This window comes from Amycolatopsis sp. NPDC000009, from assembly GCF_055563465.1.
The window spans coordinates 50,723-69,796 of record NZ_JBVHDI010000005.1 but is presented as its reverse complement, the minus strand read 5'-3'; the positions used below and the strand labels follow the sequence as shown (position 1 = coordinate 69,796).

The window sequence follows — 19,074 nt, the reverse complement described above, 5'->3', positions numbered from 1 at the left end:
GGGGCCCGGGCTTCACAAAAAACAAATACAAAAAAAACTACATCCCCACCCCCCCCCCCCCCCCACGCCCGCCACTGTCGCTCCGCGCTCCCACAGGCCTGAATGCCGCGAAAGCCACTTTCAGGACACCAGATGTCCCGAAAGTGGCTTTCGCGTCATATCCGTCCGGCAGGCGCGGGAAGCGTGCGGAGGACTCAGCCGCTCTTGCGACGGAAGGTGCGCTTGTTCGCGGCCGGACCGTGCGCGTGCAGGTTCTTCCCGCCGCCGTTCTCGTGCGAGGAACCCGAGCGGGCCTGGGCCTGCTTGCGCTCCAGGGCCTCGCGGAACTTGCGCTTGGTGTCGTCCTCTTCGCCATCCGCCGGGGACGGTGCGGGTTCAGTCATTCTTACCTCCGATGGGACCACCGTGACGACGTGTGACCATCTCACCCTGTCAGGAACCGACCGGCTTGGCGAGTCGATTTACGTCACCTGGGCGGCGCGGGCAGCTGGACCGGGCCGCCGAACCGGACCCGGTCCCGCAGCAGCGGCCGCCAGCAGTGGTCGCACAGCAGGATCGGCTTCAGCCGGTTGCCGCAGTCCACGTGGTCGAGCGTGATGTCCGGCTCCTGACCCGGGACCTCGAAACCCCGTGACCACTCGGCGATGAAGGCCAGCGCGGGGAAGAACGCGAGCCCCTTCGCCGTCAGCCGGTAGTCGTGCGCGTCGGTGCGGGTCTTCGCGGTCCCGGTCCGCAGCACGCCGACGTCCACGAGCTTCGACAGCCGTCCCGAAAGCACGCTCGGCCCGATGCCGAGTTCGCGTTCGAACTCCGAGAAGTGCCGTGCCCCGAGCAGCGCGCTCACCACGAGCCCGGTCGACCACCGGTCGCCGAGGAGCTCCATGGTGTCCGGGAAGAACATCAGCGGGTCGCCCGCGAGGGAGTCGGCGTCCTTGCGGCGGAAGCGTTTCGACGCGGTCGCTTCGACGACGCCGGTGTCGTCGAGCCGTCGCGCGCGGACGTCGCGGGCGTCCACCCGCCGTTCGCAGGAGGCGCAGCCGAGCGGGGCCGAGGTGGCCAGTTCGCAGTCGAGGTGGATCAGCGTCGGCAGCACGGCACGCCGTCCCTCGACCCATTCCCGTTCCCAGGCCCAGATCGAGATCAGCAGCGGCCACAGTTCGAGGCCGCGTTCGGTGAGCCGGTACTCGTGCCGGGTCCGGCGCGCGTCCCGGTACGGCGTGCGGACGAGCACGCCCGCGTCGACCATCGCGCGCAGCCGCCCGGACAACGCGGTGGGGGAGATCCCCAGCCGTAGCCGGAGTTCTTCGTAACGGCGGAAGCGCAGGAACAGGCTCTGCAGGATCAGCAACGTCCACTGATCCCCGAGCAGTTCGAGCGCGCGGCGCAGTGGATCGCCCGCCGGTCTGACGCGGTGCGCCGTCGCCTCTGTCACGTGCTTCCTTCCGAGGGTGCGGGGTGTCGCGGTCAGCCTACAACTGACTACAGCAGTAGAAGTCTATTGACACCTGGCTACAGCAATCGTAGTGTCTCGGCCATGACGAGCACCTCCGAGCAGCCGGTGCTGGTGGCAGCCCCCACCGGCGAAGCCGAGGTCAACCCGTATCTGATGGGCGTCTACGCCCCGGTCGGGGAGGAGATCGACGCGAGCGATCTCGAGGTCGTCGGCGAGATCCCCGCGGATCTGAACGGCGTGTACCTGCGCAACGGGCCCAATCCCCGGTTCGCGCCGGAAGGGCGCTACCACTGGTTCGACGGCGACGGCATGATCCACGCCGTCCACCTGGAGAACGGCAAGGCCCGCTACCGCAACCGCTGGGTGCACACCTTGGCCTTCGAGGCCGAATCCGCGGCGGGCAAGGCGCTCTGGAAGGGCGTCATGGAGTCGCCCCAGGGCAATCCGTTCGGCAACTCGCACGGCCTGAACGTCAAGGACAGCGCCAACACCGACCTGATCTTCCATCGTGGCAAGGTGCTCTCCACCTGGTACCTGTGCGGCACGCCGTACGCGGTCGACCCGCTGTCGCTGGAGACGCTGGGCGCGGAGGACTTCCTCGGCACCCTGGTCGGCGACATGATGGCCCATCCGAAGGTCGACGAGCGCACCGGCGAGATGTTCTGGTTCGACTACGGGCCGCGGCCGCCATACCTGCGCTACGGCGTGATCAGCGCGGACGGCAGGGTCGCGAGCACGACCGAGATCGAACTCCCCGGCCCGCGCCTGCCGCACGACATGGCGATCACCGAGAACCACGCGATCCTGATGGACCTTCCGCTGGTCCAGGACGGGGAGGCGGCGCGCAACGGACGGCACAAGCTGCTGTTCGACCGCTCACTGCCGAGCCGGTTCGGGGTGCTGCCTCGCTACGGTGACGGTAGCCAGATCCGCTGGTTCGAGGCCAGCCCCTGCTACATCTACCACGTCGTCAATTCCTGGGAGCAGGGCGAGGAAATCGTCCTCGACGTCTGCCGCGTGCAGCGGCCGCGCCCGCGCGCCGACGCGCGCACCCCGCTCGCCAAGATGCTGTCGTACCTGCGGCTGGACGCCTCGCTGCACCGCTACCGGTTCAACCTGCGGACCGGGCAGTGCCTGGAGAACCAGCTCGACGACGACAACACCGAATTTCCGTCCGTCGACTCGAGGGCGGTCGGCGGCCGGAATCGCTTCTCCTACGCGGTGCACATCTCGCCGGATTCGACGCTCAAGTTCGACGGCCTGGTGTGCTACGACAATCGTGCCGGCGCCAAGACCGAACACCGGTTCGGTCCGGGCCGGTGGGGCAGTGAGGCGCCGTTCGCACCCCGCGACGGCGCGGCCGCCGGTTCCGACGACGGCTATCTGGTGACCTTCGTCCAGGACGAGCGTGAGGGGCGCTCGGAGCTGGACGTCTTCGACGCCGCCGATCTCGCTGCCGGACCCGTGGCCAGGGTCCTGTTGCCCCAGCGTGTCCCGCTCGGTTTTCACGCGACCTGGGTCCGGGCGGACCAGCTGGAATCTTCCCGTAGCCGATGATCCCCTTCGTGCCCGCCCACCGGAGGGGTGTGGGCAGGCGCAGGGCCCGAAAGCCGGGTCCGAGTCGCCCCTTCCAGGGGGTGGGGCGACTCGGGCGCGGCGGCCGTCACCCGGCGCCGTACCGCTCCGGCCAGTGAGCCGATCGCGGTCGCGGCGGCGAAAACGACCGCGGCGACACCGGTTTCGGTGGTGAATTGCAGCTCGCCCAGTGAGCCGACGGTGAATCCCGAATGGACACCCCAGGCGATCACCGCCGTCCCGGCGGTCGCGGACACGCTCGTCGCGATACCGGTGGCGAGGATGACCAAACCCAAAGCCAGCAAGGAAATCACGTGATGTCGCGCCGAGCCGAGGAGCCCGGCCGCCGACGCCGCGACGACGACGGAGACACAACCGAACGGGAAGCCGAAACACTCGGGTTTCCTCATCCGTCCAGGGAACACCACATCACCGGGCAAGCCGCCGGAGTGAACGGCTTTCCTACGCCTCCGCCGGAATTCTTGACGGGATACTGACCTTCAGGCCTTACGCGCGTGCGCGATGATCGCGTCCGCGATCGCGGGCCACAGCTGCCGCGGCAGTTCGTGCCCCATCCCTGGGAACAGCAGCAGTTCGGCGTCCGGGATCGCTTCCGCGGTCGCCTTCCCGCCGCTGACGTTGATCAGCGGATCGCTCTCGCCGTGGATGACGAGCGCCGGGACGCGGACGTCGCGCAGCTTCGCCGTGCGGTCACCCGAAGCGACGATGGCGGCGGCCTGCCGCAACGCGCCCGCGGGGTGGTTCGCCCGGTCGTAGTTCCGGGTGGCCTTCATCCGCAGGAATTCGTCGTCGGACGGGTGGCCTGGCGAGCCGACGAGCTTGAACCACTCGACACCGTCTTCGATCGCCTGCTCCCGGGTGGCGGCCGGTGGCCGCGTCAGCCCGGCGAGCGCGGCGGGCTCGGGATGCCCGACCGAGGGATCCCCGGTGGTCGACATGATCGACGTCAGGCTGAGCAGCCGCTCCGGCGAGTCGATCGCGAGCTGCTGCACGATCATCCCGCCCATCGACGCGCCGACGACGTGCGCGCGGCCGAACCCGAGCGCGTCGAACAGGCCGGTGACGTCGGCGGCGAGATCGGACAGCAGGTACGGCGCGGAGGTCTGGTCGCCCGCGGCGAGCGCGGCCAGATCCGGCGCGGGGAGATCGTCCAGATAGGACGAAAGGCCGACGTCGCGGTTGTCGAACCGGACGACGTGGAACCCGCCGCCGGCGAGCAGCTCGCAGAAGCCGGTCTCCCACGTGACCATCTGGGCGCCGAGGCCCATCACCAGGACGAGTGGCGGATCCGCGGGGGAGCCGAAGGTGTCGTACTCGAGTTCGAGACCGTTCACACGCGCGCGGGGCATGGCACGATCCTGCCGGAAGCCCCCGCCGTCCGACCAGCCGAAGGCGGATACGGTAGCCCGCATGCCGACTTTCCCCGAAGACGCGGGTCCCCGCCCCAGGTCCCGCGCGGCTTCCGGACGGCCGGCCGTCACCAGGGACCGGATCGTCGACGCCGCGCTGGAGCTGTCGGCGGAGTCGGGCCTGGAGAACTGGACGCTGCGGCAGCTCGCGGCCGCCGTCGACGCCTACCCCGCGGTCGTCTACCACCACGTGGGCGACCGGGACACCGTCGTCGTCGCGGTGCTGGACCGGGTGGTCGGCGAACTGACCCTGCCCGACGAGACGCGGGCGTGGCGGGAGTGGTTCGGCGAGTTCCTGCCGACCGTGCGGAAGGTGCTCCGCCGCTATCCCGGCTCGGCGCGGCGGCTGGCCCTGTTCGGGCCGTCGGTCGCCGCCGCGGTGCCGACCATGAACGCCGGCATCGGCCGCCTGCTCGCGGCGGGCTTCGGCACCGAGTCGCCGTTCGCGTACAACCTGCTGCTCGCCACCGCCTGTCAGTTCGTCGCGATGGAGGACGACCGCGAGAGCGCGATGGCGCTCCAGCTCGACCGCTGCGAGGGCTACGCGTCGTATCGCACGCGCGAGGACCTGCCGGGGATGGCGGCGCTGGGCGAGTCGGTCTCGGCGCTGGTCGCGGATCCCGACCTCGCGGCCGGTTACTACGAGCGTCTCTACGATTACGCGGTGCAGCGCTGCCTCGACGGATTGGAGCTCAGGCTCACCCAGTTGAACGTACTCGGAAGTTTGACAGAGCCGTGACAGCGAATCGGCGTAGTGTGGAGGGATACCGGTGCTCGTCACCGGTCCCGAAGCCCCTGGCACCAACCTCCCCCTCGAGGTGCCGGGGGCTTCTCCCTGACTGAGGTCGCCGGTCCGTGAAGGCCTCCTTGCCTACCCTGAAGGTAGTGAAGGAGGCCTTCACGGACCGGCGGCGGGGCTTCTCCCTAGGTACGCGGAGCCGCGCGCTGGATCTCGGGGAACACCTCGCCGACCAGCGTGACCAGCGACTTGCTGAGCAGCGTGTGCACCTGCGAGCGATCGAGCGAGCCGCGCACGAGCCACTCGCGGCCCGCCGCCTTGACCATCCCGCCGAACGCGCGGACCAGCGCGTTCAGCTCCTGCCCGTGTTCGCTCTCACGGGAGAGCCCGACCGCTTCGAGCACCCGGTCCGCCGATTCGCGATCGGCCTCCTCCAGGATCCGTTCGACTTCGAGGTCGCGGCCGATGCCCTCCGGCGCGATCGCGGCCAGCCACATCTTCTCCTGGCTGGTGACCATGTCGAGGAACCAGTCGATCGCGACGTCGGCGCGCAGTTCGAGCGGCCCTTCCGGCAGGATCTCGACCGCGAGCCGCGGCACGGTCAGCGCGCGCCGGATGATCTCCAGATAGAGCTCGCGTTTGGTGCCGAAGTAGTGGTTGATCAGCCCCCTGGCGACCCCGGCCTCCGCCGCGATGTCCGAAGTGGACACTTCCGAGTACGGGCGGTCGGAGAAAAGGCGGGCGGCGCAGGCGAAGATCTGCTCCTTGCGCTCGTCCGGTTCCAGTCTCCGCCATCTCGGCGCCGGCTCGGTGGTCATGCGGACAATCTTCCCACGATCGATTCAGCCCGGCTGGACAGTGGGCAAATCACTGTGACATGAAAAAGCAAAGTGTCAGTTAATCCGGCGTGTACCGTCTGTTGGCCCGCTGGTCTTTACCGTCTTCATTCAGGTGGCATGCCGTGCGCGCTGTCGGGGCGCGTTTGCCTCCTACCGGCCCGGCCTGGCGAGTAACCCCCCCTAGCTCGCCAGGCCCGGGCCTTCTTCTCGCGGTGAGGGACGTTCGGCGGGCAGCAGCAGCGTGAACGTCGTCGGCGACGGGCTGGTCAGCCGCAGCCGCCCGCCCTCCGCCTCGGCCAGGCTCCGCGCCAGCCGCAGCCCGATCCCGTTGCCTTCGTGTTCCTCGGTCCGCTCGGCGGTCGCGAACGGATCGTGCCCGTCCGGGATGTCGCCCTCGTCGCTCACGTCGATGGCCAGCGCGTCCCCGGCGTCGCGCGCGAGGACGGAGACCGTGCCACGCCCGTGCGTCGCCGCGTTGTCCAGCAGTACGGCGAGCACCTGCCGGACGGCCGCGTCCGCCGCCCGCGCCGGGAGCGCCTCGCGTCCGCTGATCCGGAGCGCCCGGCCCCGGCCGGCGAGCAGCCCGTGCCAGGTCTGCCGGACCTCTTCGAAGAGTTTGCCCAGGTCGAGCCGGGCCCGCGGAGCCCTGGTCTGCTTGGCCAGCGCCAGCAGGTCGTCGATGGTGCGCTCCAGGCGGTCGGCCGACGCGATGCCGTCGCGGATCGTCGCGTAGGGGTCGCGATCGGGGCTTTCCAGCGCCGCCTCGAGTTGCAGGCGCAGGCCGGTCAGCGGCGTCCGCAGCTGGTGGGAGGCGTCGGCGGAGAAGGTCCGCTCGCGGTCCAGCGTCTCGCCGATCCGCTCGGACGTGACGTCGAGCGCCTCGGCGACCTGATCGATCTCGCGGACCCCCGTCCGGCGGGCGCGAACGGTGAAGTCGCCTTCGCCGAGGCGTTCGGCGGTGGCGGCCAGATCCTCCAGCGGCCGCGTCAGCCGGGTGGCGATCCGGCGCCCGATCAGCCAGCTGGCCCCGATCGCGAGCCCGGCGAGCACGATCATCTTGAGCCAGGTCAGCCGGACCCTGGCGTCCAGTTCGGACCGGGGATGGGCGGCGCGGACCACGCCGACCAGCGACTGCCCGCTGAGCACCGGGACGGCCAGGACGACCTCGTCTTCGCGGGTCCCGGTCGCCATGTCGATGTAGTGCGCCTCGCGGACGAAGCGGTCTTCGCTGGCCGGGCCGTTGCCCGCCAGGAGCCTGCCGGTCGGGGTGTAGACCGCGACCCTGATCCCGCGGATACGGTCCTTGTCCGGTTTGACCGGCCGGAGCTCCGGGATCCGGCCGTTGGCGAGATCGCCGGTCACGTCGAGCACGACGGCGTCGGCGACCCGTTCGAGGTCGTGGGTCGAGTTGCCCTCGTGGAACCGGGCGACCGCGACGGCCAGCGGCGCCCCGAACAGGGTGATCGCCAGCACCGCGGCCAGCACGGTGAGGGTGACGATCCGGCGGCGCACGGACAGAGTCTGGCCGACGAGCGCGAGGATCACCCACTCGACGCGATATTTTGCCGTCCGTTGACCTGAGATCAAGGCGATGTTGACCCCGTTCGCCTTACGTTGGGGCCATGCGCCGACGTGCCGCCGTCATGGCAGGCCCGGGGCCCGGATCCGTCCCCCTCGTCCGGTTCGCCGTCCCGGGCGAGTGTGTGGCCGTGCTGCCCGCCGGAGGCGGCGACGCCCCCGGCGGTAGCACCAGTGCCGGTGTGCTGCTCAGGCGCGGGAACCTCTTCGATCACCTCACCGTCGCGCGGAACGTCGTACTGGCGGGACGGCTGGCGGGCCGCTCCCTCCGTGCCGCGGACGACCTGCTCGAACTGGTCGGGCTGACCGGACGCGGTGACGACTATCCGGGCGCGCTGTCGGCGCTGGAAAGCGCGCGTGCCGGAGTCGCCGTCGTGCTGGCCGGAGCCCCTGAGGCGATCCTCGCCGACGAACCCGCCGGCGAACTCGACGGGCTCGCCGCACTCGAACTCATGGATCTGCTGTGCGCCGTCGCGGCCCGCGGGACGGCCGTCGTCGTGGCGACCCGCGACCCCGAGATCGCGGCGGCCGCGCACCGGATCGTGAGAGTGGCGTGACGGCACCACTGGTCCGTACCGACGAACTGGCGCACACCTATGGTTCCGGGCTGACCGCCGTGGTCGCCGTGCACGGCGTCACCTGCGAGATCTGCGCGGAGACCCGCGCCGTGGTGACCGGCAGGGCGGGCGCCGGGAAGACCACGCTGCTGCATCTGCTCGCCGGGATGAAGAAGCCGACGGCGGGCACCGTCGACTGGCCCGCCTTCGAACCGTCGCCGCCTGGCCCGGATCTGGTCGGGCTGATGTTGCAGGACGGCGGGCTGCTGCGTGATCTCGACGTCCGGCTCAACGTCGCCCTGCCGCTCGTGCTCGCCGGCCGGACCGGCACCGCGGTCCGCGACGCCGTCGACGGCGCGCTGGAGCTGGTGGGCCTGGCGGGTTTCGCCAAGAAGGCGCCCCGCGACCTGACCGGTGAGCAGATCCGGCTCGCCGTCCTGGCCAGGGCGCTCGCGCCCTCGCCGAAGTTGATCCTCGCCGACGACCCGGCAGGCTGGCTCGACCAGCGCGACGGGGAGCGGCTCCTCGGCAGGCTCGTCCTGGCCGCGGACCGGCTGGGCGCCGGACTGCTGGTCGCCACGGCCGAAGAGGCCCCGGGCGGGCTGTTCGGCGAGCGCTGGGCGATGGTCGACGGGAAGCTGGTGCGGGACCGGTGATCGCGGCGATGGCGTTGTGGGTCGGCGGGATCGCGCGCGTGCGCCCCGTCCGGCTCGGGGTCCCCGCGGCCGGGGTCGCGATCGTGACCACGCTGCTCGCGGTGCACGACTGGACCGGGAACCTCGCGCCGCGCTGGGTGCCCGCGATGGTGCTCGTGGTGCTGCTGACCGCACCCTCGGCGCGGATGCTGCGGGCGGATCAGGACCTCCTGCGTGCCCGCGGCGCCACCGGTGGGCAGGTACTCGGTCTGGCCGCCGCCGAAGCCGTGGCGGCGGGCCTGGCGGGTGGCGTGGCCGGGGTCACCCTGTCGCTCGCCTGTGGCTTCTCGTCCGGCTCCGGGTTCGCGCTCGTCCGGGAAATCGTTCTCTTGCTGCTCGCCGGGACACTCGTGGCGGCACTCGCCATCCTGCCCCCGGCGCTACGTGAGTGGTATTTCGTCCCGGCCGACGGCGGTCCGCCCTGGTGGTCGCCCTACGGCCTCGACTTCATCCTGCTCGCGCTCGTCTTCGTCTGGCCGTTGTTCGGCTGGGCAGGCGGCACGATGCTGCTGTGGCGGCTGGTGGAGCTGGGGCTGCGAAAGGGGAAGCGGGTCATCGGCGGCCTGCTCCGGCCGCTCGTCTCGGGGTTGGCGGGTGTGCTCGCGCTGTCCATTTCGTGGCGGAGCGCGCTGCTGGCGCGGTCCGTGGTGCTGGTCGCGCTGGCGGTGGCCTTCGCCATCTCGACCGCGTTCACCAAGGACGGCTGCGGCGAGGCCAAGGTGGACCTGATCGCGTCGCTGATCCTCGCGGCCGCCGCGGCGGGACCCTCGTTCGGCGCGGCGCTCAACGAACGCAGGCGGGATCTGCTGATCGTGAGCACGCTCGGCGGGAAACGCCGCCAGGTCGCGGCGTTCATCGCGGGAGACGCGCTGGTCGTCGGGGGCGGTGGCCTGATCGGCGGGCACCTGCTCGGGGTGCTGTTCGTCTTCGTCGCGGGCCTGGAGCGAGTGCCTTCGCCGCACGGGTACTTCGGGCTGCTGGCGGCCGTGGTGATCGTGTCGTGCGTGGCGGCGTCGGCGTGGATCGCGCGGCTCGCCGCCCGGGACGAGGTCTCCGACCTGCGCGACTACTGAGTCTCGAAGGGCTGTTCGAGGCGGTAGCCGTGGCCGCGCAGCGTCGAAATCCTCGGCGCCTGCTCGGGGGTGGGCGCCGACTCGGTCAGCTTCCGGCGCAGCGCGGCGATGTGGACGTCGAGGGTCTTCGTCGAGCCGTACCAGTGCGCGTCCCACACCTCCGACATCAGCGTGTTCCGGCTGACCGCGACGCCCGGCTGCTCGGCCAGCCGGGCGAGCAGGTCGAACTCCTTGGCCCGCAACGAGATCTCCCGTCCGCCGACGCTGACCCGCCGTCCGGCGGTGTCCACCCGCAGATGGCCGATGGCGATGGCGGGCCTGCTCTCCGGCGGAGCCGTCCCGCGCCGCAGATGCGCCCGGACCCTGGCGAGCAGTTCGCCGAGCCGGATGGGTTTGGTGAGGTAGTCGTCGGCGCCGGCCTCCAGGCCCACGACGACGTCCATCTCCTCCTGCCGCGCGGTCAGGATGACCAGGACGGCGCCGGGCAGCTCCGCCCGCAGCCGGCGGCAGACCTCGACACCGTCCAGATCCGGCAGGCCGAGATCGAGCAGGACGAAGTCGATGTCGCCGTCGGCCGCGGCCGCGAGCGCGGTGCGGCCGTCGCGCTGCCAGGAAACCTCGTAGCCGTGCAGACGGAGGGTCGATTCGAGGACGCCGCCGATCGCGTCGTCGTCTTCCACCACCAGCAGTTTCGGCATGCGGGGGAGCTTAACCGTTGAACACTGTTCTTTTCGGGTATGACGTTACGAACACCACCCGTTCCGTAACGGGGCGCTAACGTTTCCTTCGATATGTCCATAAAGGACAGAGCGTGGCCGCGGCGAGGCACAGCCAGGCGAACACGTCTCCGACACGGCTGTACACGGTCTGTGTTCTCGCCTGCACCGGCAGATCCGCGACGAGTGTCTGCTGATCCGTGCGGTAGTAGTCGGCGTGCCCGAGCACGCGGCCCTGACTGTCCACAGCTGTGGACTTCCCGTGGGTGGAGTGCCGGAAGAGGGAGTAACCGTATTCCACCGCGCGGAAGCCCGCCTTTTCCGCGTGCAGTGAGCCGAAGCCCGGCCAGTCGTTGGCGGGGACGAGCATGAGCGAGGTCCCCTTGTCCGCGGCCTGGCGCATCAGGCCGGGGAAATCCGCGTCGTAACAGATCACCGCCGCGAGCCGTCCGTACGGCGAATCCGCGGTGGGGACGTCTCCCGGGCCGGGGGTCATCGGTTCCATCGGCGTCGGATGCGTTTTGTCGTAGGTCCACAGCGTCTCACCGGACGGCCCGACGAGCACGACCACGTTGCGGATGTAGGGAGCCTGCGACGTGTAGAGCGCGTACGCGAGACCGACATGGATACCGGATTGTTTCGCCTGGTCGCCGACCCGCTTCAGCAGTGCCGCCTGATCACGTTCCAGGACGCGGGCATGGGTTTCCGGCCAGAGCACGATCTTCGCGCCCGCCGCGGCCTGCCGCCCGGTCCTCGTCACGAGATCGTCGGTGACCGGTGCGAAGGCCGCACCGACCGCGACCGGGTCGGCCGCGCTGACTTCTTGTGCTCGCCAATACTTGACCCCGATGCGCTCCAGTGCGTCGGAACTCGACCGATCGGCGTCGGCCGACGGGCTGATCCCCGCGATCCGCACGGTCTCCGTCGTGGGAGCGTCGAACAGCAACCGCAGGCCACCGGCCGCGAACACCACGCCGAGCAGGCAAACGTGGACGACGGCCGTGCGCTTGACCGGCCGCCACCCTTCCGCCCAAACGGTGTTCGCCACCGAGGCGAACCACGCGAGGACGAAGGTGAGGCCGTACACGCCGGTCACGGACGCCGTCTGAAGCAGCGGCAGGTTCGTGGCCTGGGTGCTGCCGAGCGCGCCGAAGTCCCCGAAGCCCGTGATCACCGTGAAGAGGTACTCGCCCGCGACGAGCGTCACCGGGAACACCAGCGTCCTCAGCGGTCCCGCGCGGTCGGCGCACAGGCGATCGGCCAGGAACGCCGTCGTCTGCAACACCGCGAGCAAGGTGAAGGCGAGCAGGGCGGAGAGCACGAACAGCAGACCGGTGACTCCGAGCCAGAACAGTTGCCCGATCAGCAGGGACAGGCCCACCATCAGGATCGCGCGCCGTACCGGGACGAGCCGGGCGTAGTGGAGAAGGAAGACCGGGAACACCCAGGCCGCGAGCGGGACGTTCCAGTCGGTGTGGACGGCGAGCAGGAGCAGCGCTGTGCCCAGCCACCAGAGCAGCCGTGGTTTCATGTCGCGAACGCTAGGAAACCACGGCCGCCCGGACAGCGGACCTTGGGCAGCGAGGGACCCTTACTTTCGTCAGGAAACGTGGTCCCGGTAGGCCTGGACGGTCTCCGCGAGCACCTCGCCACCGGGACGCCGCCAAAGGTCGGCGTCGAACACCTCGACCTCGATCGGCCCGGTGTATCCGGCGGCCTCGACGCAGGCCTTCAGACGCCGGTGATCGATCGGGCCGTCACCGGGCAGTGCCCGACCGAGCAAGGTGTCGGTCAGCGGAACCTTCTGGTCGCAGACGTGGAATCCGGCGATCCGGCCGGCCGCCGCGGCGATCGACTCCTCGATCCGCGGGTCCCACCAGACGTGGAACTCGTCGACGATCACGCCGACCTGTCCGGCCGGATGCTCCAGTGCGATCGCCAGTGCCTGGTCCACTGTGGACAATACCGAACGTTCGGCGCACTGCATGGGGTGGAGCGGTTCCAGGCCGAGACGGACCCCACGCTCACCCGCGTACGGCGCCAGCTCGCCGACCGCGTCCGCGACGCGCTGCCTCGACGACTTCAGATCGCCGTTCACCCCGCCGACGACCAGGACGAGGACGTCGGCGCCCAGTGCGGCGGCTTCGTCGATCGCCTCCCGGGTCTGCGCGACACCGTCCACAGGGGACCCTTCCGGGGTGACGCCGGTGAAGAAACCGCCGCGGCACAAGGACGACACGCCGACGTCGTACTCCTTGAGCAGCCGGGCCGTCTCCTCGACACCGGTCTCGGCGACCTTGTCCCGCCACAGGCCGATCCAGCGGACGCCCGCCTCGGCGCAGCCCGCGACGGCTTCCGGCAGCGACCATGCCTTGGTGGTGATCTGGTTGAGGCTCAACCGGTCCATCAGGCCACCCCCGCCGCGGCCAGGAGCGGCCGCATCCGCGCGACGGCGAGATCCGGGTCGGTGAGCGCGCCCGCGGCGTCCGCCAGGCGCAGCAGCTCGGCCAGATGCGTGAGGGAGCGGGCCGACTCGCGGCCGGCGATCATGCGGAAGTGATCCTGGTGCCCGTTGAGGTAGGCGAGGAAGACGACGCCGGTCTTGTAGTTCCTGGTGGGCGCGCGGAAAATGGCGCGGCTCAGCGCCACCGTCGGGTCGAGCAGGCCGCGGAAACCGGCCTTGTCGCCTTCGTCGAGCCGGGCGAGCGCGGCGCCGGCGACCTGCGCGACGGCGTCGAAGATGCCCAGAAGCGCTTCGCTGTGGCCCTGGTCGTCTCCGGCTATGAGCTCCGGGTAGTTGAAGTCGTCGCCGGTGTAGCACTTGACGCCCTCGGGGAGCGCGCGGCGGAACTCGGTCTCGATCGACGCGTCGAGCACGGAAACCTTCACTCCGGCGATCACGTCGGCGTGCTCGGCGCAGAGCCTGCCCAATTCCTTCGCGGCCGCACGGACGTCGCCATGTCCCCAGTAGCCCGCCAGCGCCGGGTCGAACTGCTCGCCCAGCCAGTGCAGCAGGACCGGGCGGTCCGCGCCCGAGAGCAGCTTCCCGTACGCGGCATGGTAATCCGCGGGTCCGGAAGCCGAAGCCGCCAGCGCCCGGCTGGCCATCACGACCGGGATCGCCCCGGCCTCGCCGACCAGGTCCAGCTGCTCGCGCCAGGCGTCCACAATGGACCCGGCGGTCGCCTCGCCGTCGGGAAGCTGGTCGGTGCCGACGCCCGCCACCCACGGCCGCCCGGCGGCGAGTGCCCCGGTGCGCCGGATGAGATCCTGGGTGGTGGCCCAGTCCAGGCCCATCCCGCGCTGCGCGGTGTCCATCGCTTCGGCGACGCCGAGCCCGCAGGACCACAGGTGCTCGCGGAAGGCGAGCGTGGCGTCCCAATCCAGTACCGCGCCTTCTTCGGGGTCGGCGGGGGCGAGCGGGTCGGCGACCACGTGCGCGGCCGCGTAGGCGATCCGGGAGGTCGGCGGTGACACCGGTTTCGCGGGCGTTTCCGCCCCTCGGGGCGTCCACTCCACCAGTCCGCCGTCGGCGGTGGGCAGGGCGATCAAGGTCATCGGGTCTCCGTGGCGCAGGTATGAGAAAGCGCTTTCTCAGACCACGTTAAGTCACCCCGAGGGCCGCACACAAGGGTTTCAGCGGGCGGGAGCGGCGGTGCTGCGGCGGAGGACGACCTCGCCGGACATCCGCACCACCCGCGGCCGGGTGCCGGGGGATGCCTTGAGCGCCAGGTCCATGGCCCGTTCGCCCAGCTTCTCCAGCGGCAGTGCGACCGTGGTCAGCGCGGGCGTGAGATCGCGCACTACCGGGATGTCGTCGAAACCGGCGATCGACATCTCGCCGGGCATGGAGACGCCCGCGTCGCGCAGCGCCGACATCGCCCCGATGGCCATCACGTCGGTCACCGCGAACACACACGTCGGCCACCGCTTCCGCGGCCGGGCGAGGACCTTCTCCATCGCCTCGTAACCGCCGTCGCGGGTGAACGCCGCCTCGAAGACGTCGTCCTCGGCCAGTTCGACGCCGTGCTCCAGCAGCTCCGCGGCGAACCCGTCGAGGCGGTCGACCACGGTGGTCAGGCTCTTCGGCCCCGCGAGCACGGCGAACCGCCGGTGCCCGAGGCCGAGCATGGCCTTCGCCAGTTCGGCGCCGCCACCGCGGTTGTCGGGCTGGACGGTGTCCACTTTGAGCCCGCGATGCCTGCTGACCGCGGCGACGTGCCCGCCGCCGCGCCGGTACGGTTCGAGCTCGGCGGCCATCGCCTTTTCCCACACCTTGTCCTCGAACGCGGAACCGATCAGCAGAATCGCCGACGCGCGCTGGGCACGCAGCGTCGAAACGTAGGCGACCTCTTTTGCCGGATCGCGGAAAGTGCTCGCGAGCATCACCAGAAGATCGTTTTCACTCGCCACCCGCATGATCCCGCCGGCTATCGCGGCGAAATACGGATCGCCCACGTCGTGACAGATCACTCCGACGGTCGGCTGTGAGCCACCGGCCAATGCCTGAGCGTGAGCATTGGGGGTATAGGACAGCTCCGAGGCCGCGGCGATCACTCGTTCGCGGAGATCTCCCCGGACGGTGGCGGTGCCGTTGAGTACGCGGGACGCGGTCGCGAGCGACACGTCCGCGGTGCGCGCCACATCCTCCAGCGTCACGTGGGGGCGAGCCTTCATCGATCCTCCAAGCGGGCGTTTGGGGCATAGTGGCGGACATGCTCGGCCTTTACCCGGAAATCGAACCTTACGTCCAAGGGATGTTGCCCGTCGGTGACGGCAACGAGATCTATTGGGAGGAGTGCGGCGATCCCGGGGGCAAGCCGGTGATCTTCCTCCACGGTGGCCCCGGTGGTGGTTCGACTCCGAGACATCGCAGACTTTTCGACCCGCGGCGATACCGGATCGTCCTTTTCGATCAACGCGGCTGCGGGCGCAGCACGCCGAACTGCGCCGGCCAGGAGGCCGATCTTTCGGTCAACACGACGTGGCATCTGGTCGCCGACATCGAGCGCTTGCGCGAGCATCTGGACATCGAACACTGGATGGTCTTCGGCGGCTCCTGGGGGAGTGTGCTCGGGCTGACCTACGCGGAAACCCACCCCGGACGGGTCACGGAACTCGTTCTCCGCGGCGTCGCCACCTTGCGGGTGAAGGAACTGCAATGGCTCTACGGCGGGGGAGCGGCGTACCTCTTCCCGGAGGCGTGGTCGCGTTTCCTGGCCCCGGTGCCGTTTCCGCGTCGGCAGGAGAACCTGATCGAGGTCTATCACGAACTGCTGAGCCATCCGGATCCCGCCGTGCACGGCCCCGCCGCGATCGCGTGGAGCCGCTGGGAGGGGGAGACGGTCAAACTGCGTCCGCGGGACGAAGTGATCGACGCGTTCAGCGACCCTGCGTTCGCCCTCGCGATCGCGCGGATCGAGAACCACTACTTCCGGCACGGCGGCTGGCTGGCCGAAGATCAGCTGCTGCGCGACGCCGGGAAGCTCCGGGACATCCCGTGCGTTCTGGTCCAGGGACGCTACGACGTGGTCACCCCGGCCATCACCGCGTGGGAGCTCAGCCAGGTGCTGCCTTCCGCCGAACTGGTGATGGTCGGCGACTCGGGTCACGCGTTCGACGAACCCGGCACCCTGCACGAGTTGATCAGCGCGACCGACCGATTCGCGTCAGACTGGCAGGGCGCCGGTACACGCCAGGACGAGAGGAACGCAGACATGCTTTTCGGTGACGAGCACGTCCGTCGCTACGAAGAGACCGACGGCGAGGTGGGCCACGACTGGGAGAAGGGTGCCCCTTGCCTCATCCTCACCACCAAGGGTCGCAAGACCGGCGAGGACCGCAAGTTCGCGCTGATCTACCAGTTCGACGACCAGGACAACCCGGTGATCGTGGCCTCCAAGGGCGGCGCGCCTGAGGACCCGGGCTGGTACAAGAACCTGCAGGCCAACCCCGAGGTCAAGGCCCAGGTCAAGGCGGACAAGTTCACCGCTCGCGCCCGGACCCTCGAAGGTGAGGAGCGCGCGAAGCTGTGGGAGAAGCTCGCCGCGGTCTGGCCGGACTACAACGAGTACGCGAAGAAGACCGACCGCGAGATCCCCGTGGTGGTGCTCGAGCGCGTGTGATCCGCGCCGCGTTCACGCGTCGTTTCAGCCGAACCGGGGCTGGTTCGGCTACGAATTACGTCCATGGTGCTGAGACCCCGTGAACGCTGGACCGCGCTGAGCCCCGCTTCGGGGGACTTGCTGACGTTCCGCCAGATGATCGCCTTCGGCCGGCGCTTCGCCCGCGCCGGCCGGGGCGCCTGGTTCGCCTTCGCGATCAACGTCGTCTGGCCGTTCCTGGTGCTGTTCACCCGGTTCCGGGTGCGCGGCGGGGAACACCTGCCCGCGTCGGGCGGCTTCCTGGTGGCGTCGAACCACCTGTCGTTCGCCGACCCGACGACGGTGACGGCGTACTGCCTCGCGCACGGCCGCGTGCCGCGTTACCTGGCGAAGGCGAGCCTGTGGGACGCGCCCGTCATCGGCTCGGTGATGCGGTCCGGCAAGCACATCCCGGTCTATCGCGGGGCGGCGACCGCGTCGGACGCGTACCGCGACGCCGTCAGCGCCGTCCGTGAGGGTGAATGCGTCGTCATCTTCCCGGAAGCGACCTTCACCGATCACCCGGACGGGTGGCCCATGCGCGGCAAAACCGGGATCGCGCGGATCGCGCTGGAGACCGGCGTCCCGGTGATCCCGCTGGCGAACTGGGGCACGCACCACCTGCTGCCGTCCGACGCCGTGCTTCCGCGCGCCTTCCCGCGCAAGACGGTGAACCTGGTCGCCGGCCCGCCGGTGGACCTCTCGGATCTCGTGACGCCCTCGCCGTCCCGTGAGGTGCTGGAGGAGGCCACGAAGCGGATCATGACCGCGGTGACCGACCTGCTGATCGAGATCCGCGGCTCGCGCCCCGAGTAGGCAGTCTCACCCTTCGGACCGTCCCGGTGAAGGGTAGGTTTCGGGGTATGAGTGCACACTATGACGTCGTTGTCCTGGGGGCCGGAGTCGGCGGTTACGTGGCGGCGATCCGGGCGTCGCAACTGGGGCTGAGCGCGGCGGTCGTGGAGGAGAAATACTGGGGCGGTGTCTGCCTCAACGTCGGCTGCATCCCGTCGAAGGCGCTGCTGCGCAACGCCGAACTCGCGCACATCGTGACCAAAGAGGCGAAGTCCTTCGGGATCAAGGTCGAAGGAAGTGTCAGCTTCGACTATCAGGCCGCCTTCGACCGCAGTCGCAAGGTCGCGGACGGGCGCGTCAAGGGCGTGCACTTCCTGATGAAGAAGAACAAGATCACCGAATACGACGGGCACGGCACCTTCCTCGACGCCAACACCATCGAGGTCAACGGCGAACGGGTCACCTTCGACCACTGCGTGATCGCCACCGGTGCCACCGCGCGCCTGCTGCCGGGCACCACGCGCAGCGACCGCGTGGTCACCTACGAACAGCAGATCATGGAAAACGAGCTGCCGGAGAGCATCGTCATCGCCGGCGCGGGCGCGATCGGCGTCGAATTCGCCTACGTGCTGCACAACTACGGCGTGAAGGTGACCATCGTCGAGTACCTCGACCGGATGGTCCCACTCGAGGACGCCGAGGTCTCCGCGGAGCTCGCGCGCCGCTACCGGAAGCTCGGCATCGAGGTGCTGACTTCGACGAAGGTCGAGTCGATCGACGACACCGGTTCCAGCGTGCGCGTGACCGTGTCGAAGAACGGCGAGTCCCGCGTTCTGGAAGCGGACAAGGTGTTGCAGGCCATCGGTTTCCAGCCGCGGGTCGAGGGATACGGGCTGGACAAGACCGGCGTGGAACTGACCGACCGCGGCGCCATCGCCGTCGACGCGCGCGGCCGCACCAACGTCCCGCACATCTTCGCCATCGGCGACGTCACCGCGAAACTGATGCTCGCGCACGCGTCCGAGTCCATGGGCGTCGTCGCCGCCGAAACCATCGCGGGCGCCGAGACCATGGAACTCGACTTCGTGATGATCCCGCGCGCGACCTACTGCCAGCCGCAGATCGCCAGCTTCGGCTGGACCGAAGAACAGGCCCGCGAAAAGGGCTTCGACGTCCAGGTGGCGAAGTTCCCCTTCACCGCCAACGGAAAGGCGCACGGCCTCGGCGAGGCGGTCGGCTTCGTGAAGATCCTCAGCGACGCGACGCACGGCGAACTGCTGGGCGCGCACCTGATCGGCCCCGAGGTGACCGAACTGCTGCCGGAGCTGACTTTGGCGCAGCAGTGGGACCTCACGGTGCACGAAATCTCGCGGAACGTGCACGCTCACCCGACCCTTGGTGAAGCGGTCAAGGAAGCCGTGCACGGCCTCGCGGGCCACATGATCAACATGTAAGCGTGAACCTGCCCTGACCTGCGGTTT

At 69.8% G+C, this 19,074-nt stretch carries 19 protein-coding genes and 1 pseudogene; 9 read left to right on the top strand and 11 right to left on the bottom strand.

All coding sequences use genetic code 11. The features are described from left to right. Positions 1 to 194: 194 nt before the first annotated feature. Positions 195 to 383, bottom strand: coding sequence for a DUF5302 domain-containing protein (locus ACZ3HL_RS16345; RefSeq protein ID WP_016332157.1), 189 nt, complete (start codon positions 381 to 383; stop codon positions 195 to 197). A gap of 83 nt (positions 384 to 466) precedes the next feature. Then, positions 467 to 1,432 carry a winged helix-turn-helix transcriptional regulator gene (locus ACZ3HL_RS16340; RefSeq protein ID WP_465531740.1) on the bottom strand — a complete coding sequence of 322 codons (966 nt, stop codon included), beginning with the start codon at positions 1,430 to 1,432 and terminating at the stop codon, positions 467 to 469. 102 nt (positions 1,433 to 1,534) lie between these two features. Here ACZ3HL_RS16340 and ACZ3HL_RS16335 point away from each other — a divergent pair, with 102 nt between their 5' ends. Continuing rightward, positions 1,535 to 3,010, top strand: coding sequence for a carotenoid oxygenase family protein (locus tag ACZ3HL_RS16335; RefSeq protein ID WP_465531738.1), 1,476 nt, complete (start codon positions 1,535 to 1,537; stop codon positions 3,008 to 3,010). On the opposite strand, the gene ACZ3HL_RS16330 is transcribed toward ACZ3HL_RS16335, so the two are convergent. Both ACZ3HL_RS16330 and ACZ3HL_RS16325 read right to left on the bottom strand, forming a co-directional pair. Then, entirely contained in the window at positions 2,959 to 3,438 is a 480-nt protein-coding gene (locus tag ACZ3HL_RS16330) for a hypothetical protein (protein ID WP_465531736.1), read from the bottom strand. The genes ACZ3HL_RS16335 and ACZ3HL_RS16330 overlap by 52 nt on opposite strands. A gap of 90 nt (positions 3,439 to 3,528) precedes the next feature. Next, positions 3,529 to 4,398 (bottom strand): alpha/beta fold hydrolase, encoded by an 870-nt coding sequence (locus tag ACZ3HL_RS16325; RefSeq protein WP_465531734.1) that lies wholly within the window; start codon positions 4,396 to 4,398, stop codon positions 3,529 to 3,531. Between the two features lie 61 nt (positions 4,399 to 4,459). Between ACZ3HL_RS16325 and ACZ3HL_RS16320 the strand changes: the two genes are divergently transcribed. After that, positions 4,460 to 5,197 (top strand): TetR/AcrR family transcriptional regulator, encoded by a 738-nt coding sequence (locus ACZ3HL_RS16320; RefSeq protein WP_465531732.1) that lies wholly within the window; start codon positions 4,460 to 4,462, stop codon positions 5,195 to 5,197. Between the two features lie 185 nt (positions 5,198 to 5,382). Here ACZ3HL_RS16320 and ACZ3HL_RS16315 read toward each other — a convergent pair whose 3' ends face one another. After that, positions 5,383 to 6,015 carry a TetR/AcrR family transcriptional regulator gene (locus ACZ3HL_RS16315; protein ID WP_465421675.1) on the bottom strand — a complete coding sequence of 211 codons (633 nt, stop codon included), beginning with the start codon at positions 6,013 to 6,015 and terminating at the stop codon, positions 5,383 to 5,385. A 201-nt stretch (positions 6,016 to 6,216) separates the two neighbouring features. Then, entirely contained in the window at positions 6,217 to 7,581 is a 1,365-nt protein-coding gene (locus ACZ3HL_RS16310) for a sensor histidine kinase (RefSeq protein ID WP_465531730.1), read from the bottom strand. Between the two features lie 77 nt (positions 7,582 to 7,658). Between ACZ3HL_RS16310 and ACZ3HL_RS16305 the strand changes: the two genes are divergently transcribed. From ACZ3HL_RS16305 to ACZ3HL_RS16295, 3 genes are read left to right on the top strand one after another with little or no spacing between them, the layout of a single operon-like run. Then, on the top strand, positions 7,659 to 8,171 hold the full coding sequence (locus ACZ3HL_RS16305; protein WP_465531728.1) for a P-loop NTPase family protein: 513 nt from the start codon (positions 7,659 to 7,661) through the stop codon (positions 8,169 to 8,171). After that, positions 8,168 to 8,827, top strand: coding sequence for an ATP-binding cassette domain-containing protein (locus tag ACZ3HL_RS16300; protein WP_465421682.1), 660 nt, complete (start codon positions 8,168 to 8,170; stop codon positions 8,825 to 8,827). Before ACZ3HL_RS16305 ends, ACZ3HL_RS16300 begins: the two co-directional genes overlap by 4 nt. Then, positions 8,824 to 9,939, top strand: a complete 1,116-nt coding sequence (locus ACZ3HL_RS16295; protein ID WP_465531726.1) for an ABC transporter permease — start codon at positions 8,824 to 8,826, stop codon at positions 9,937 to 9,939. The genes ACZ3HL_RS16300 and ACZ3HL_RS16295 overlap by 4 nt, the downstream gene beginning before the upstream one ends. Here the strand turns inward: ACZ3HL_RS16295 and ACZ3HL_RS16290 are convergent. From ACZ3HL_RS16290 to ACZ3HL_RS16270, 5 genes are all read right to left on the bottom strand, one after another. Next, on the bottom strand, positions 9,933 to 10,637 hold the full coding sequence (locus ACZ3HL_RS16290; RefSeq protein ID WP_465531724.1) for a response regulator transcription factor: 705 nt from the start codon (positions 10,635 to 10,637) through the stop codon (positions 9,933 to 9,935). The genes ACZ3HL_RS16295 and ACZ3HL_RS16290 overlap by 7 nt on opposite strands. 76 nt (positions 10,638 to 10,713) lie before the next feature. Continuing rightward, entirely contained in the window at positions 10,714 to 12,186 is a 1,473-nt protein-coding gene (locus ACZ3HL_RS16285) for an apolipoprotein N-acyltransferase (RefSeq protein WP_465531722.1), read from the bottom strand. A 69-nt stretch (positions 12,187 to 12,255) separates the two neighbouring features. Further along, entirely contained in the window at positions 12,256 to 13,062 is an 807-nt protein-coding gene (locus ACZ3HL_RS16280) for a sugar phosphate isomerase/epimerase family protein (protein ID WP_465421690.1), read from the bottom strand. Further along, positions 13,062 to 14,213, bottom strand: coding sequence for a dihydrodipicolinate synthase family protein (locus ACZ3HL_RS16275; RefSeq protein ID WP_465531720.1), 1,152 nt, complete (start codon positions 14,211 to 14,213; stop codon positions 13,062 to 13,064). Before ACZ3HL_RS16275 ends, ACZ3HL_RS16280 begins: the two co-directional genes overlap by 1 nt. A gap of 78 nt (positions 14,214 to 14,291) precedes the next feature. Next, positions 14,292 to 15,332, bottom strand: coding sequence for a LacI family DNA-binding transcriptional regulator (locus ACZ3HL_RS16270; RefSeq protein ID WP_465421694.1), 1,041 nt, complete (start codon positions 15,330 to 15,332; stop codon positions 14,292 to 14,294). Positions 15,333 to 15,370: 38 nt separating this feature from the next. Here ACZ3HL_RS16270 and pip point away from each other — a divergent pair. The 4 genes and pseudogenes from pip to lpdA form a co-directional block, all read left to right on the top strand. Continuing rightward, a pseudogene (gene pip, locus ACZ3HL_RS16265) lies at positions 15,371 to 16,309 on the top strand (prolyl aminopeptidase); the annotation flags it as partial. Between the two features lie 63 nt (positions 16,310 to 16,372). After that, positions 16,373 to 16,780, top strand: a complete 408-nt coding sequence (locus ACZ3HL_RS16260; protein ID WP_434088616.1) for a nitroreductase family deazaflavin-dependent oxidoreductase — start codon at positions 16,373 to 16,375, stop codon at positions 16,778 to 16,780. A 63-nt stretch (positions 16,781 to 16,843) separates the two neighbouring features. Beyond that, a complete protein-coding gene (locus ACZ3HL_RS16255; protein ID WP_465421696.1) occupies positions 16,844 to 17,614 on the top strand; it encodes a lysophospholipid acyltransferase family protein in 771 nt (256 codons plus the stop codon). Between the two features lie 47 nt (positions 17,615 to 17,661). Continuing rightward, positions 17,662 to 19,047 (top strand): dihydrolipoyl dehydrogenase, encoded by a 1,386-nt coding sequence (lpdA, locus tag ACZ3HL_RS16250; RefSeq protein WP_465421698.1) that lies wholly within the window; start codon positions 17,662 to 17,664, stop codon positions 19,045 to 19,047. Positions 19,048 to 19,074: the final 27 nt, after the last annotated feature.

Coding starts and splice junctions, on each gene's coding strand:
- ACZ3HL_RS16320 (WP_465531732.1), top strand. CDS start 4,460: ATGCCGACTTTCCCCGAAGACGCGGGTCCCCGCCCCAGGTCCCGCGCG.
- ACZ3HL_RS16335 (WP_465531738.1), top strand. CDS start 1,535: ATGACGAGCACCTCCGAGCAGCCGGTGCTGGTGGCAGCCCCCACCGGC.
- ACZ3HL_RS16325 (WP_465531734.1), bottom strand. CDS start 4,398: ATGCCCCGCGCGCGTGTGAACGGTCTCGAACTCGAGTACGACACCTTC.
- ACZ3HL_RS16305 (WP_465531728.1), top strand. CDS start 7,659: ATGCGCCGACGTGCCGCCGTCATGGCAGGCCCGGGGCCCGGATCCGTC.
- ACZ3HL_RS16260 (WP_434088616.1), top strand. CDS start 16,373: ATGCTTTTCGGTGACGAGCACGTCCGTCGCTACGAAGAGACCGACGGC.
- ACZ3HL_RS16330 (WP_465531736.1), bottom strand. CDS start 3,438: ATGAGGAAACCCGAGTGTTTCGGCTTCCCGTTCGGTTGTGTCTCCGTC.
- ACZ3HL_RS16280 (WP_465421690.1), bottom strand. CDS start 13,062: ATGGACCGGTTGAGCCTCAACCAGATCACCACCAAGGCATGGTCGCTG.
- ACZ3HL_RS16275 (WP_465531720.1), bottom strand. CDS start 14,213: ATGACCTTGATCGCCCTGCCCACCGCCGACGGCGGACTGGTGGAGTGG.
- ACZ3HL_RS16285 (WP_465531722.1), bottom strand. CDS start 12,186: ATGAAACCACGGCTGCTCTGGTGGCTGGGCACAGCGCTGCTCCTGCTC.
- ACZ3HL_RS16270 (WP_465421694.1), bottom strand. CDS start 15,332: ATGAAGGCTCGCCCCCACGTGACGCTGGAGGATGTGGCGCGCACCGCG.
- ACZ3HL_RS16255 (WP_465421696.1), top strand. CDS start 16,844: ATGGTGCTGAGACCCCGTGAACGCTGGACCGCGCTGAGCCCCGCTTCG.
- lpdA (WP_465421698.1), top strand. CDS start 17,662: ATGAGTGCACACTATGACGTCGTTGTCCTGGGGGCCGGAGTCGGCGGT.
- ACZ3HL_RS16290 (WP_465531724.1), bottom strand. CDS start 10,637: ATGCCGAAACTGCTGGTGGTGGAAGACGACGACGCGATCGGCGGCGTC.
- ACZ3HL_RS16315 (WP_465421675.1), bottom strand. CDS start 6,015: ATGACCACCGAGCCGGCGCCGAGATGGCGGAGACTGGAACCGGACGAG.
- ACZ3HL_RS16345 (WP_016332157.1), bottom strand. CDS start 383: ATGACTGAACCCGCACCGTCCCCGGCGGATGGCGAAGAGGACGACACC.